This is a genomic window from Roseovarius dicentrarchi, from assembly GCF_003316635.1.
GTDB lineage: Bacteria > Pseudomonadota > Alphaproteobacteria > Rhodobacterales > Rhodobacteraceae > Roseovarius > Roseovarius dicentrarchi.
Window position 1 is genome coordinate 51,517 of the sequence record NZ_QNQP01000009.1, and the last position, 14,671, is coordinate 66,187.

Sequence of the window (14,671 nt, forward strand, 5' to 3'; positions counted from 1 at the left end):
TCTGAAAGGACACCCCATGCTCGTCGTCATCTCGCCCGCCAAGAAACTGGATATGTCGCCCACGGATGTTGCCGCCACCATCCCCGGCTTTGCCAAGGATGCCAAGGAGTTGGCCGCGATCGCGAACAAACTCAGCCAGGCCGAATTGCAGGACCTGATGAGCATCAGCGCCGATCTGGCCAAACTGAACGCCGAGCGTTTTGCCAATTTCGGCGAGATGGACAGCAAGCCCGCCGCGCTGGCCTTTGCCGGGGACACCTATCAGGGGCTTGAGGCAGGCAGCCTCGACCCTGAAGAAATGGACTGGGCGCAGGATCATCTGCGCATCCTGTCCGGGCTTTACGGCCTGTTGCGCCCGCGCGATGCGATCCAGCCCTACCGGCTGGAAATGGGCAGCAAGCTGAAGACGGATCAGGGCAAATCGCTATATGACTACTGGGGCAGCCGCATCGCCGAGGCGCTGAACCGGCACGCCGCCGATGTGAAGGCCGATGTGCTGGTCAACTGCGCCAGTCAGGAATATTTCGGCGCTGTCGATCTGGATGCACTGAAGCTGCGCGTCATCACCCCCGTCTTCATGGAGGACAAGGGCGGCACCCCGAAAATCGTCAGCTTCTACGCCAAGAAGGCGCGCGGCGCGATGGCGCGTTTCATCATCCAGAACCGCCTTGCGGATGCGGATTCGATCACGGATTTCGATAGCGGGGGCTATTCCTATCGCGCCGATATGTCCGAGGAAAACAAACCGGTTTTCCTGCGCGATCCGGACGCTGGCAACGCTTAACCCACCCCTGCCACGGGCGGGGGCGGCGCCGGCGGGTGGACCTGCGCCGGGCAGGCCGCCACAATATGCGCTTGGATCGCCGCCTTGCGCAGCGGCTTGGTCAGGTAGTGGTCAAGCCCGGCCGCCAGAATGCCGGCATCGTCCCCTTCCATCGCGTGGGCGGTCATCGCGACAATCGGAACATGGCGGCCACTGCCCTGCTCGATCTGCCTGATACGGCGCGTCGCCGCCTTGCCGTCCATCAGGGGCATGGAGATGTCCATGAAAACGATATCAGGCATGAATGACTGGTATTGCTCGACCGCCTCCTGCCCGTTTTTGGCAAAGGTCAGGTCGATATCCATTGTCTTCAGCATCTTGGAGAACACCAGGCGGTTCGTCCTGTTATCTTCGGCGGCCAGCACGCGCATCCGGCGCGGGGCGGCATCGGCTGTCAATCCATCCGCATCGCATCGCGGCGGCAGGGACCGCAACTGCGCAATCAGATCGCGCCGGGGCACCGGCCGTTGCAGGACGGCATGCAAAAGCCGCCGGGCCGGATGCTGCTCGGCCGCGCCGGTATTGCTGCTGAGCAGGATAATGCGCGCCGTATGCCCGGCCGCATCCAGCGCCTCGGCCAGATCCAGACCGTTCATGCCCGGCATCTGATGCGCGGTCACAACCAGATCAATGCCCGCATCCATCCGCGCCAGCGCCTCGGCAGCGGCAGCGCAAGTGATGGTTTCGATGCCCAAAAGCTCCATCTGTTTTTGCAGAACAATACGCGTTGCGTCCTGGCTATCGACTATCATGGCGCGGCGGATATTGCTGGCGCGTTCAGGTTCGGCGCTGTCTGACGGATCTGCCAGCGGCAGGGAAATGCGAAACCCGAAGGTCGATCCGACGTCGATGGTGCTGTCCGCCCAGATATCACCGCCCATCAGCCCGATCAGCTGCTGCGAGATGGCAAGGCCCAGCCCCGTGCCCTCGTAGCGGCGGTTATGCTCGTCATCCACCTGATTGAATTCACCGAATATATGCTTGATCTTGCCCTCGGGAATGCCGATGCCGGTACCCTCGACCGTTACATGCACCTGCGCAGCGCCGTCATCATCCCGCACGCCGGTCACGCGGATCATGACATGGCCCTTTTGCGTGAATTTGATCGCATTGCCCATGAGGTTCGTCAGCACCTGCCGCAGGCGACCCGGATCGCCGATGAACTGCGTCGGCAGAAACAGGTCATAGTCCAGCAAAATCTCCAGCCCCTGATCGCGGGCCTTGGGCTGCATCAGCATGATGACCTCGAGAATGCACTTCTCCAGATCGAAGGGTTCCGGATGCAGGACCAACTTTTCCGCTTCGATTTTTGAGTAGTCCAGCACATCGTTGATGATCACCAGCAGCGCCTCGCCGGAATTCTTGATCGTGTCGGCATAAAGCTGCTGTTCTTCGGTCAGGTCGGTTTCCTTAAGCAGGTCCGCCATGCCGACGACACCGTTCATCGGCGTTCGGATCTCATGGCTCATATTGGCAAGGAAGGATGATTTCGCCCGGTTCGCCGCCTCCGCCCGCGCGCGCGCCTCTTTCAGGCGTTTTTCGTACCGGATGGTCGATGTGATGTTCAGCGCCAGACTGACCACATCGCCATCATGGCCGCGCTGGTCGATCAGCTTGATGTATTCGCCGCTCCACAACCGGATCACCACAGGCTCGGGCGTCTGGCTTTGCCAGCGGTCCAGCATATCCTCGCGCCAGGCGGCGGGGGTCTGGTCGCCGATGTTCACGATCCCCTCTTCGGTGGCCAGTTGCAGGATTTCGACATAGCTGATGCCCGGCTCGATCCCGTCCAGCCCGTCGAAGACGGAAATATAGGCCCTGTTCGCGGCAATCATGCGCCCGCTGTCATCGAAAAAGGCAAACCCGTCCTGAATCGTCTCGATCGAGTGCCACAATCGCCGCTCGGCCACCTGCACCTTTTCGTTGGCGACATGCAGATCGGATTTGACGCGCTGATTCTCGTCCAGCGCGGTCTGAACCTTGGCGCGGGTGACGACGATCTCGTCCGACAGGGCGCGCGCGTGTTTGCCCAGCTTTTGATTGGCCGCGTGCAGTTCGGCCTGCTTTTGCTCAAGCAAACGCTCGGCCGCCAGCCTGCCGCGCCGTTCTTCAGCCAGTTTGTTGGCAAGGCTCATGCCGCTCCTCCGCCGTGCCATTCCATTGCCCCCCCCTGACAATCGCGCAGGAAGGTGAACAAGCGTTTAACGCGCCTGCGGAATCATTGCTCAATGCCGGCCTGCGTGGCACCATGACGCCAGTGCCGCCTTGAAGGGATCCGCCATGCGCCGTGTTCTGCTATCGCTCTGCCTCGCCTTGTTCGCCGCGCCGCTCGTCGCGGAGCCTGCCGTGCCGGAGCGCCGCGCAGTGATCACGCGCGACGTGGATTTCTACGGCTCGGACCTGACGGCGCTGTTCGACACCACGTACGAGGCATGTCAGGCCACATGCCTTGGCACGCCGGCCTGCCAGGCCTTTACCTTCAACACGAAATCCAGCGCCTGCTTTCCCAAAAGCACGGTCAGCGATGAGACGCCCTTTGTCGGCGCCATATCCGCCCGTATTTCAGACACCAACCCCAAGGTGCTGGCCCAAGCCGCCGCGCGGGCGGATGATCTGAAATTTCTGGGCAGTTATGCGATCCAGGAGGTGCGCGATCAGGCCGACAGCATCGGACGCGAACATCCCGGCGGCGCCTATACCGCGCAGGCCATGATGCAGGCCGCGCAGGACCGCATTACCGAGGGCGACATCCTGAACGCCATGCGCTGGGCCGGGGCGGCCACCTCCAGCAGCGATGCCAGCGATCATTGGACAGAATATGCCCGGCTGCTTCTGATGCTGGAGCAGGACACGGCGCAAAACACGCAAAAGGCGATCAGTGCCGCCGCAAACGGGTATCTGCGCGGCCTGTCCGATGGCGCGCGCGTCAACGCCTTGCTGATCCTCGCCGATGCGCTGGAGCGTCAGGACCGGGGCCGCGAGACCGTGCAGGCGCTGCGTCTGGCCAGCGACATTGATCCGCGTGCCGATGTCACCGATGCACTGGACAACGCAGCGGCCAAATACGGCTTTCGCATCAGTGAAAACACCATCGACAACGAAAGCGCGACCCCGCGCATCTGCGCCGAATTCACCGAGGATCTGATTGCCGCCGGCACCGATTACGCGCCGTTCGTGCGCCTGCCCGATCCCGGCCTTGTGGTGCAGCCAGAGGGGCGGCAGATCTGCATCGACGGCGTGCAGCATGGCGAGCGGTATCGCATCACCTTCCGCCGGGGCCTGCCGGCCGCGGGTGGCGAGGCGTTGCTGAAAGATGTCGAAATCACCGCCTATGTGCGCGACCGCGCGCCGCAGGTCCGGTTTCCGGGCCGCGCCTATATGCTGCCCCGCGCCGCCGATGCCGCGCTGCCGGTCGAGACGGTGAATCTGGACTCGGTCGAGCTGTCACTGCGCCGGGTCAGCGACCGCAACCTGTTGCGCGCCATTCAGGACGATTATTTCGGGCGGCCGCTGAACGGCTATGACCTTGACCATTTCTCGGATAGCATCGCGCAGGATGTCTGGACCGGCACTGGCGAGGTACAGAACCAGTTGAACCAGACGATGACCACCCGCCTGCCGCTGGGCGATGTTCTGGCCGACCAGCCGCCGGGGATTTACACGCTCACCGCGGGCGTCCCCGGCGTCGATGCCTATGACGATTCCGGCGCGACCCAGTGGTTCGTGCTGACCGATCTGGGGCTGACCACACTGATGGGCAATGACGGCCTGCATGTCTTTGCCCGCAGCCTTGCCAGCGCGGGCGCGCTGGACGGGATCGAGGTGACGCTGCTGTCGCGCGCCAATGCGGTGCTGGGCACGGCGCAGACAGATGCGGACGGTCATGTGCGCTTTGATGCCGGTCTCACGCGCGGCACCGGCGGCGCGGCGCCTGCGCTGGTCACCGCCAGGCAGGGCGACGAGGATGCGGCGTTTCTGTCTTTGACCGACCCGGCCTTTGATCTGTCCGACCGCGGCGTCGAGGGGCGCCCGCCCGCCCCGCCCGTCGATGTGTTCCTTGCCACCGATCGCGGCGCCTACCGCGCGGGCGAGGTGATCCATGCCACCGCCCTTGCGCGTGATGACGGCGCCGAGGCAATCACCGGCCTGCCGCTGACCGCGATCCTGACGCGCCCCGACGGGGTGGAGTACGCGCGCCACCTGTCGGCCGAGGACACGGCCGGCGGCCATGTCTTTACCCTCCCCGTGGGCGAGACGGCGCCGCGAGGCACCTGGGCGCTGGACATCAAGGCCGATCTGGAGGCCCCGGCGCTGGCCAGCGCGCAAGTTCTGGTCGAGGATTTCCTGCCCGAGCGCATCGACTTCACCCTGTCGCTGCCCGAAGGCACCCTGACCCCCGGTGCGCTGCCGCCGCTGAGCGTGCAGGCAAAATACCTCTTCGGCGCGCCCGGTGCGGGCCTCAAATCCGAGGGCCAGCTGGTACTGCGTCCGGCCCGCAGCCTGGACGATTTCCCCGGCTATATGTTCGGCAGATATGACTCTGACGCCGGGCCGCAGGTCCAGTTCTTCGACGTCGCTGAAACGGACGCGGACGGCATCCTGACCCAACCGCTGGAGATGCCCGACAATATCGACGCCACCCAACCCCATGAGGCCACCGCCATCCTGCGCCTGCGCGAGGGATCGGGCCGCCCGGTCGAACGGCAGATCACCCGCACGCTGGCGCCCACAAGTGCCATGATCGGGATCAAACCGGCCTCGGGCGGTGTCGTGCCGCAAGGGACCGAGGCCGCGTTCGACATCATCGCCGTCAGCCCCGATCTGGCGCGCACCGACATGCCGGTGAAATGGACGCTGAACCGCGTGACCACCCGCTATCAATGGTATCAGCAATACGGCGACTGGAAGTGGGAGCCGATCACAACCCGCGCCCGCGTCGCCACTGGCGAGGGCACGGCGGGCGCCGCGCCGCTGAGTGTCACCGCCCCTGTCGATTGGGGCCAGTATGAGCTGCTGGTCGAGCGGACGGGCGGCAGTTATGTCGCCTCTTCCGTCGATTTCTACGCGGGCTGGTACGCGCCCGCCGACAGCAGCAGGGCGCCCGATACGCTGGATCTGTCGCTTGATGCCGAAACCTACACCCCCGGCGATACCGCGCAGCTGCGCATCGTGCCGCGCTATGCCGGCACCGCGCTGATCACGGTCATGTCGAACCGCGTCATCAGCCGCCAGTCGGTCGAGGTGACAGAGGGCGAAAACGTCATCCCGGTCGACGTGACCGATGACTGGGGCGCCGGCGCCTATGTCAGCGCGCAGGTGATCCGGCCGATGGACGTGGCCGCAGGGCAAAACCCGGCGCGGTCGCTGGGGCTGGCCTACGCCAGGATTGATCCGGGCGCCCGGCAACTGAACGTCACGATCGAGGCGCCCGACACGGCAGACCCGCGCGGCGCGCTCGGCGCCCGCGTCAAGGTGGACGGGCTGGCGGGGCAGACCGGCTTTGTCACGCTTGCCGCCGTCGATCTGGGCATTCTGAACCTGACCGGGCATCAAAGCCCCGACCCTTCGGCGCATTACTTTGGCCAGCGGCGGCTGGGCGTCGAGATCCGCGATATCTATGGCCGCCTCATCGACGGCATGAACGGCGCGGCCGGCACGGTGCGCTCGGGCGGCGATGCGGGCGGCAGCCTGTCCCGCCAGTCGCCCCCGCCGACCGAGGAGCTGGTGGCCTTCTTCACCGGCCCGCTGACCGTGGGCGCGGACGGCACCGCCGAGGCGTCCTTTGATATCCCCGATTTCAACGGCACCGTGCGCCTGATGGCCATCGCGTGGAGCGCGGGCGGCGTCGGGCAGGCCGAGCGCGACGTGCTGGTGCGTGATCCAGTGGTCCTGACCGCCTCGGTGCCGCGCTTCCTTGCGCCGGGCGACCGCAGCACGATGCTGCTGGAGATCGTCCACGCCACCGGCCCCACCGGGCGCGTCGGCCTTGATATCACGGCCCCCGGCGTGACGCTGGCGGGCGATGTGCCGTCGGGTTTCGATCTGACCGAGGGGCAAAAGCACAGCTTCCGCTTGCCCGTCACCGCAGGCGAGGCGGGCGATTACGCGATCCGCATTGCCCTGACCACGCCGGACGGCAAGCAGCTGACCAAATCGCTGACCCTGCCGGTGCGCGCCAATGATCCAGCCATTTCAGAAACGCGCCAGTTCCAACTCGCAGCGGGCGACACCTTCACGCTGACCGAGGATGTCTTCGCCGGATACCGTTCCGGCACGGGCGAGGCCGTCATTTCCGCCGGCGCACTGGCGCGGCTGAACGTGCCGGGCCTGCTGCAATCGCTGGACCGCTACCCCTACGGCTGCACCGAGCAGGTGACATCCCGCGCGCTGCCGCTGCTTTACTTCAACCAAGTCGCGACCGCCCTCGGGATCGGCAATGACGGCGCGATCAAGGCGCGCGTTGATGCGGCCGTGGCGCAGGTCCTGACCCGCCAGACCAGCAGCGGCGCCTTCGGTATGTGGCAGGCGGAATCGGGCGATTTCTGGCTGGATGCCTATGTGGCCGATTTCCTGTCGCGCGCCCGCGCCGAGGGGTTTGACGTGCCGGACCGCGCCTTTGGCATGGCGATGGACAACCTGCGCAACCGCGTCAACTATGCCCCCGATTTCGACAATGGCGGTCAGGATATCGCCTATGCACTGATGGTTCTCGCGCGCGAGGGCGCGGCGGCGATGGGCGATCTGCGCTACTATGCCGACGTCAAGGTCGGCGATTTTGCAACGCCTCTGGCGCAAGCGCAACTCGGCGCCGCGCTGGCCTCCTACGGCGATCAGACCCGCGCCGACCGGATGTTCAGTGCCGCGCTCAGCAGTGTTCAAGCCGCCGATGACACCCGCATGTGGCGCGCCGATTACGGCACCGCCCTGCGCGACCGTGCCGGCGTGCTGGCGCTGCTGGTCGAGGCGGGCAGCAACGTGGGCGACCGCGACGCGCTGGCCCGCAGCCTGCGCACCAGCGGCCCGCACCTGTCCACGCAGGAGGAAGCGTGGAGCCTGCTGGCCGCCCGCGCCCTGATCGACGACATGTCGGCGCAGGGGCTGACGCTGAACGGCGCGCCCGTCACCGGCCCGTTCATTCGCAAATTGGAGGCGGGAACGGTCCAGCCGCAGCAGATCACCAATACGGCCATGCGCGATACCGACATCACGCTGACCACCTTCGGCGTGCCGCGTGTGCCCGGCCCGGCGGATGGCTATGGCTACGCGATCCGGCGGCAGTATTACGACATGGACGGCGCGCCCGCGTCGCTGGACGGCGTCCCATCGGGCACGCGGCTGGTGGCGGTGCTGACCGTGACCCCGTTCGAGGAGGCCGAGGCGCGGCTGATCATCGACGACCCGCTGCCGGCAGGGCTGGAGATCGATAACCCGAACCTGATCTCCTCCGGCGATGTAAGCAGCCTGGACTGGCTGGAAACCACCTATGCGGAGCATAGCGAATTCCGCTCGGACCGGTTCATCGCCGCCGTCACGGGCAGTCAGAGCCAGCCGTTCAACCTGGCCTATATCGTGCGCGCCGTCTCGCCGGGGCAGTATCACCACCCCGCCGCCACGGTCGAGGATATGTATCGCCGCGAATACCGCGCGAATACCGATACCGGCCAGATGACAGTGACCGAGTAGGCCCATGCGCGCGCACGTCTGGATCTTCGCGCTCGCCCTGTCGCTGGCCATGGCGGCGGGCGCGCGCGACGGTCTGAACGCCTGGGTGGATCGCACGCCCATGCCCCCGCTGCTAAGCGCAACGGGGGTCGAGGTGCTGGACCGAAACGGCGCCACCTTGCGCGTCTATACCGTGGCCGATGGCCGCTGGCGGCTGGCGCCGGGGGCGGTCGATCCGGGTTTTCTGGACATGCTCGTCGCCTATGAGGACCGCCGGTTCTACAGCCATTCCGGCGTCGATCTGCGGGCGATGGCGCGCGCGGTGGTGCAGGCGCTGCGGCATGGTGGTATCGTCTCCGGCGGCTCGACCCTGACCATGCAGGTGGCGCGGCTGATGGAGGATGGCAGCACCGGCCAATGGGCGGGCAAGCTGCGCCAGATCCGGCTGGCACTGGCGCTGGAGCGGCAGCTGACCAAGCGGCAGATCCTTGATCTCTACCTGACCCGCGCGCCCTATGGCGGCAATATCGAGGGCATCCGCGCCGCCACGCGGGCATGGTTCGGCAAGGAGCCCGCGCGCCTGACCCCCGCGCAATCTGCGCTGCTCGTGGCGCTGCCGCAATCGCCCGAAACCCGCCGCCCGGACCGCCACCGCGAGGCGGCGCGCCGCGCCCGCGACCGCGTGCTAGACCGAATGGCGCGGCAAGGCGTGCTGGATGATGACACGGCGCAGGCGGCACGGCTGGAGCCGGTTCCGCATAGTCGCCGCCCCTTCCCGGCGCTCGCACCGCATCTGGCTGACCGCGCCGTCGCGGATGATCCCGCCGCGCTGCGCCACGATCTGACCATCGACGCCGCGCTGCAATCCAAGCTGGAGGTGCTGGCCGCCCGCGCCGTGCGCACCCTGCCCGGCGCCGTGTCGGTCGCCATCGTGCTGGCCGATCACCGCAGCGGCGATATCCTCGCCTCGGTCGGATCGGCGGGGTTTCAGCCGGGCGCGCGGCAGGGGTTTGTCGATATGACAAACGCGCTGCGCTCGCCCGGATCGGCGCTGAAGCCGCTGATCTATGGCATGGCGTTCGACCGTGGGCTGGCCCATCCGCAGACGTTGATCAATGACGCGCCCGCGCGCTTTGGCGGCTACGCCCCGCAGAATTTCGACGGCCACTTTCGCGGCGAAATCACGGTGACCGACGCGTTACGCGAGTCGCTGAACATCCCCGTTGTACGCCTGATGGACGAGATCGGCCCGGCCCATCTGATGGACGCGATGCGCCGGGCGGGAGTGCGCCCCGAACTGCCCGGCGATCAGGCCGGCCTTGCCGTGGCGCTGGGCGGCGTCGGCGTGACGCTGACGGATATGGTGCAGCTTTATGCGGCCCTCGCGCGTGGCGGTGACGCGATCCCGCTGCGCTGGCGGCAGGGGGCACCCTTGGCATCCACCCGCATCCTCAGCCCTGCCGCCGCGTGGCAGGTGGGCGATATCCTTGCCGGTCTGGCCCCGCCCCAAGGCGCACCGCACCGCGCGCTGGCCTACAAGACCGGCACGTCCTACGGCCACCGCGACGCCTGGGCGCTGGGCTGGGACGGCGCGCACGTGGCCGGTGTCTGGATCGGGCGGCCCGACGGCACCCCGGTGCCGGGCGCGTTTGGCGGCGATCTGGCCGCGCCGATCCTGTTTGAGGCGTTCCAGCGGCTGAAATCCCGCCCCGAGCCGCTACCCCCGCCGCCGCCCGAAACGCTGATCGTCTCGACCGCCGAACTGCCGCAACCCTTGCAGCGGTTCACCGGGCGCGGCGCCGTCTTTGCCCCCGACCCCGGCGCGCCCGAGGTGACCTTTCCGCCCGATGGCGCACGGATGAGCGCCGCCGATCCCGGCCTGACGGTCAAAGTGCGCGGGGGCAAGCCGCCTTATACTTTCATGGCCAATGGCCTGCCGCTGCTGACCAATGTGCAGGCGCAGCAGGCCAGTCTGGACAATCTCGGCACTGGATTCAGCCAGATCGCGGTGATCGACGCGCTGGGTCGCAGCGCGCGGGTGACGGTCAGGCTGGATTAAAGCGCAGCCTCGGCCGCCGCGCGAATGGCGCGGATATTCTCGCCATACACCGCCGGATTGCTGACGCTGCCGCCCTTGAACACGCCAGAACCGGCGACGAACACATCGGCGCCCGCCTCTGCCATCAGGGGCGCGGTTTCCGGCGTCATGCCGCCGTCGATCTCGATATGAATGGGCCGGTCACCGATCATGGCGCGCAAGCTGCGCACCTTTTCGATCTGGCTGTGAATGAACTTCTGCCCGCCAAAGCCGGGGTTCACCGTCATCACGCAGACCAGATCGATCATATCCAGCAGATGCGGCACCGCATCCAGCCCGGTGCCGGGGTTCAGCGCCAGCCCGGCCTTGCAGCCTGCGCCGCGAATGGCCTGAAGCGTGCGGTGGATATGCGGCCCGGCCTCCAGATGCGCGGTCAGGATGTCGGCGCCCGCATCTGCATAGGCGTCGATATAGGCATCGACCGGCGAAATCATCAGATGCACGTCCATCACCGTCTGGATATGCGGGCGGATCGCCTTGAGCAGGGGCGGGCCGAAGGTAAGGTTCGGCACGAAATGCCCGTCCATCACGTCGACATGCACCCAATCGCAGCCCTCGGCCTCGATCGCCTGGATCTCGCGGCCGAAATCGGCGAAATCGGCGGATAGGATCGACGGGGCGATCTTGATCTTGCGGTCAAATGTCATGGGCTGGCTCCGGGGATTGCTGCTGCGGCATAAATGGGGCCTGCACAGGGGCAAGGTCAAGGGCCGCGCGATTGCGGCGCCCTTGCGTTTATGTAACCAAGTGGCCTAGTGACTGCCAGAGAGGCCCGCCATGACTGACCGACCGTTGAACCCCGCAGAGCTTGAAGCCCCCTATAAATTGCAGGAGGTGCTGGGATATTCCCTGACCGAATGGGCGCAGGATATTGCCGTGGTCGAGGCGGATTTTGATGACATCCTGAAAAACCGGCAGGGTCTGTTGCATGGCGGCATTCATGCGCTGCTGCTGGATACGGCGATGGGGTATGCCGGATGCTATACCGGCGTTCCGGGCCAGCAACAGAACGCGCTGACGCTGTCGATGACGGTCAATTATGTCGGCCAGTTGCAGGGCACCCGCCTGATCGCCACCGGGCGGCGCATCGGGGGCGGGCGCAAGACCTACTTTGCCGAGGCCGTCGTTGTTGATGAGACCGGCGCCACCCTCGCCACCGCAACCGGCGTATTTCGCTATCGCAGCGGGCCCTTGACGCAAGGCGCCTCTTGACCTTCCAGTGACTGGAAGCCCTATGTGCTGACTAACAGCATAAAAAGGGGCGGGGCCATGGCACGCACATATTCGATTCGACTGGACGGGATGACCTGCGCGGGATGCACCGGACGGGCCGAGCGGGCGATTGCGGCGGTGCCGGGCATTGCCAGCGCGTCGGTCAATCTGGCAACGCGCAGCGCGCAGGTCGAACTGGGGGAGGCAACGCTTGCCGACGTGGCAAAGGCGGCACAAGGCGCAGGATATCCCGCGCATGAGGCCGAGGCGCGGCTAAGCACACCCACCATGCATTGCGCATCCTGTGTCGGGCGCATCGAGGCGGCGCTACAGGCCGTTCCCGGCGTCACGCAGGCGTCGGCCAATCTGGCGACGCGGTCGGCGCAAGTCACATATCTGGACGGCACAACCACGCCGCAGGCGCTGGCCGAAGTGGTCACAAAGGCAGGCTATCCCGCCGAGGTGCAGACGGACGCCGGCGACCCATCGGCGCAGAACGAGGAAGAGGCGCGCGATGCCCTGCGCGTGACCCTGATCGCCGGGGCGCTGACGCTGCCGGTGTTCATCATGGAAATGGGCGGACACGTCTTTCCTGCCATGCACCGCGCCATTGACCAAAGCATCGGCATGCAGGCCGCGTGGCTGATCCAGTTCGTGCTGACGACGCTGGTGCTGATCTGGCCGGGCAGGCAGTTCTACCGCATCGGCATCCCCGCCCTCCTGCGCGGCGCGCCCGAGATGAACAGCCTTGTCGCGCTGGGCACTTTGGCGGCCTGGGGCTATTCCACCGTGGCGCTGTTCGCGCCCGGCCTGCTGCCCGGCGGCGCGCGCGCCGTCTATTTCGAGGCGGCGGCGGTGATCGTCACCCTCATCCTTTTGGGCCGCTGGATGGAGGCCCGCGCGCGCGGGCGCACCGGCGCCGCGATCGAGGCGCTGATGGGCCTGCGCCCCGATACCGTGCGCATTGAGGAAGATGGCCAGACGCGCGAGGCCAGCGTTGACAGCCTGACCGTCGGCACCCTGATCCATGCCCGCCCCGGCGAGCGGATTGCCGTGGATGGCGAAATTACCAGCGGCACCAGCCATATTGACGAAAGCATGATCACGGGCGAGCCGATGCCGGTGCGCCGCGCCCCTGGCGATCCGGTGATCGGCGGCACCACCAACGGCGCGGGCGCGCTGATCTACCGCGCCACGCAGGTCGGCGAAGGAACCGTTCTGGCGCGTATCGTCGCCATGGTCAGTCAGGCGCAGGGCGCCAAGCTGCCGATTCAGGCAACCGCCGACAAGGTGGTGCGCGTCTTTGTCCCCGTGGTCATGGCGGTGGCGGCGGCGACCATTCTGGTCTGGCTGATCTTCGGCACCTTGCCGATGGCGCTGGTCGCCGGCGTGTCGGTGCTGATCATCGCCTGCCCCTGCGCCATGGGTCTTGCCACGCCCACCTCGATCATGGTCGGCACCGGGCGCGCTGCCGAACTGGGCGTTTTGTTCCGCAAGGGCGACGCGCTGCAACGGCTGGAGGGTGCGCGCGTCATCGCCTTCGACAAGACCGGCACCCTGACCGAGGGGCGCCCGCAGGTGGTGGATATCGCGCTGGCCGATGGGCAGGACCGCGATGAGGTACTGGCCATTGCGGCGGCGGCCGAGGCGCAGTCGGAACACCCAATCGCCCGCGCGATCGAGGCCGCTGCCGAGGGGCTGACCCTGCCGCCTGTGCAGAACATGCAGGCCGAGGCGGGGCATGGCCTGACGGCGGAGGTGGCGGGCCAGCACGTGCATATCGGCTCGGCCCGGCTCTTGCGCGATGCGGGCATCGACATGAGCGCGCTCGCGCCCAAGGTCGCGGCGTGGCAGGCCAGCGGCCATAGCCTTGTGATGATTGCCGTAGATGGCACCCTTGCCGGGGCGATGGCCGTTTCGGACGCGATCAAACCCGGCACCAAGGCGGCGATTGACGCGCTGCACGATGCCGGGCTGAGCATCGCCATGGTGTCAGGCGACCGCGAAGCGGCGGCGCGCCATATCGCGGCGCAGATCGGCATCGACCACGTGGTTGCCGACGTGCGCCCCGATGGCAAGGTCGACGCGCTGGAGGCGCTGCGCGACCAGCACGGCGCGATTGCCTTTGTCGGCGACGGCATAAACGACGCGCCGGCGCTGGCGGCGGCGGATGTCGGCATCGCCATGGGCACCGGCACCGATGTGGCAATGGAATCGGCCGATATCGTGCTGATGTCGGGCGATCCGCTGGGCGTTGTCACGGCGCGGCACGTGTCCGCAGGCACCATGCGCAATATCCGGCAAAACCTGTTCTGGGCCTTCGCCTACAACGCGGCGCTGATCCCGGTGGCGGCGGGCATCCTCTACCCGCTCACCGGCACGATGCTGTCGCCGATGCTGGCGGCGGGCGCGATGGCGCTGTCGTCGGTGTTTGTGGTCGGCAACGCGCTGCGCCTGAGGGGGCTGACAAGGCCAAAGGCGGCGGCATGATCATCAAGGATGTCGCCCGCGCCACCGGCCTGCCCGCCAAGACGATCCGCTATTACGAGGATATCGGCCTGATCCGCCCCACCCGCGCCGCCAACGGATACCGCCACTTCAGCGAGGAGGAGGTGCACAAGCTGACCTTTCTGGGCCGCGCCCGCGCGCTGGGCTTTTCGATTGCCGAATGCCGCGACCTGCTGGATCTGTATAATGACAAATCCCGCGCCAGCGCCGATGTGCGCGCCATCGCGGCGCAACATCTGGAGGATATCCAGCATAAAATAGACGCGCTGGCGCAGATGCGCGACACGCTGGCCCATCTGGTCGATGCCTGCGCGGGCGATGACCGGCCCGATTGCCCCATCCTGCGCGATCTGTCGGGATAACGACCC

The 14,671-nt window shown here is 66.7% G+C and carries 8 protein-coding genes; 6 read left to right on the forward strand and 2 right to left on the reverse strand.

Annotated features, from left to right (window positions below):
- The first annotated feature begins 16 nt into the window (after positions 1 to 16).
- Positions 17 to 784 (forward strand): peroxide stress protein YaaA, encoded by a 768-nt coding sequence (yaaA, locus tag DQ230_RS08415; protein WP_113912143.1) that lies wholly within the window; start codon positions 17 to 19, stop codon positions 782 to 784.
- Here yaaA and DQ230_RS08420 read toward each other — a convergent pair.
- Positions 781 to 2,958 carry a response regulator gene (locus DQ230_RS08420; RefSeq protein ID WP_113912144.1) on the reverse strand — a complete coding sequence of 726 codons (2,178 nt, stop codon included), beginning with the start codon at positions 2,956 to 2,958 and terminating at the stop codon, positions 781 to 783. The two genes, yaaA and DQ230_RS08420, sit on opposite strands and share 4 nt — an antisense overlap.
- Positions 2,959 to 3,103: 145 nt before the next feature.
- Here DQ230_RS08420 and DQ230_RS08425 point away from each other — a divergent pair, with 145 nt between their 5' ends.
- Together DQ230_RS08425 and pbpC are read left to right on the forward strand one after the other, a co-directional pair.
- Positions 3,104 to 8,506 carry an alpha-2-macroglobulin family protein gene (locus DQ230_RS08425; RefSeq protein ID WP_113912145.1) on the forward strand — a complete coding sequence of 1,801 codons (5,403 nt, stop codon included), beginning with the start codon at positions 3,104 to 3,106 and terminating at the stop codon, positions 8,504 to 8,506.
- 4 nt (positions 8,507 to 8,510) lie between these two features.
- Positions 8,511 to 10,544: a penicillin-binding protein 1C gene (gene pbpC, locus DQ230_RS08430; protein ID WP_238987465.1), complete on the forward strand. Its 2,034-nt coding sequence runs from the start codon at positions 8,511 to 8,513 to the stop codon at positions 10,542 to 10,544.
- On the opposite strand, the gene rpe is transcribed toward pbpC, so the two are convergent.
- Entirely contained in the window at positions 10,541 to 11,230 is a 690-nt protein-coding gene (gene rpe, locus DQ230_RS08435) for a ribulose-phosphate 3-epimerase (protein WP_113912146.1), read from the reverse strand. The genes pbpC and rpe overlap by 4 nt on opposite strands.
- Before the next feature lie 130 nt (positions 11,231 to 11,360).
- Between rpe and DQ230_RS08440 the strand changes: the two genes are divergently transcribed.
- Genes DQ230_RS08440 through cueR form a run of 3 tightly spaced genes read left to right on the forward strand, consistent with a single transcriptional unit; the run spans position 11,361 to position 14,665 of the window.
- Positions 11,361 to 11,795 carry a PaaI family thioesterase gene (locus DQ230_RS08440; RefSeq protein ID WP_113912147.1) on the forward strand — a complete coding sequence of 145 codons (435 nt, stop codon included), beginning with the start codon at positions 11,361 to 11,363 and terminating at the stop codon, positions 11,793 to 11,795.
- A gap of 57 nt (positions 11,796 to 11,852) precedes the next feature.
- Complete coding sequence (locus DQ230_RS08445; protein WP_113912148.1) at positions 11,853 to 14,285, forward strand: heavy metal translocating P-type ATPase; 2,433 nt, start codon at positions 11,853 to 11,855, stop codon at positions 14,283 to 14,285.
- A complete protein-coding gene (cueR, locus tag DQ230_RS08450; protein WP_113912149.1) occupies positions 14,282 to 14,665 on the forward strand; it encodes a Cu(I)-responsive transcriptional regulator in 384 nt (127 codons plus the stop codon). Before DQ230_RS08445 ends, cueR begins: the two co-directional genes overlap by 4 nt.
- Positions 14,666 to 14,671 lie beyond the last annotated feature (6 nt).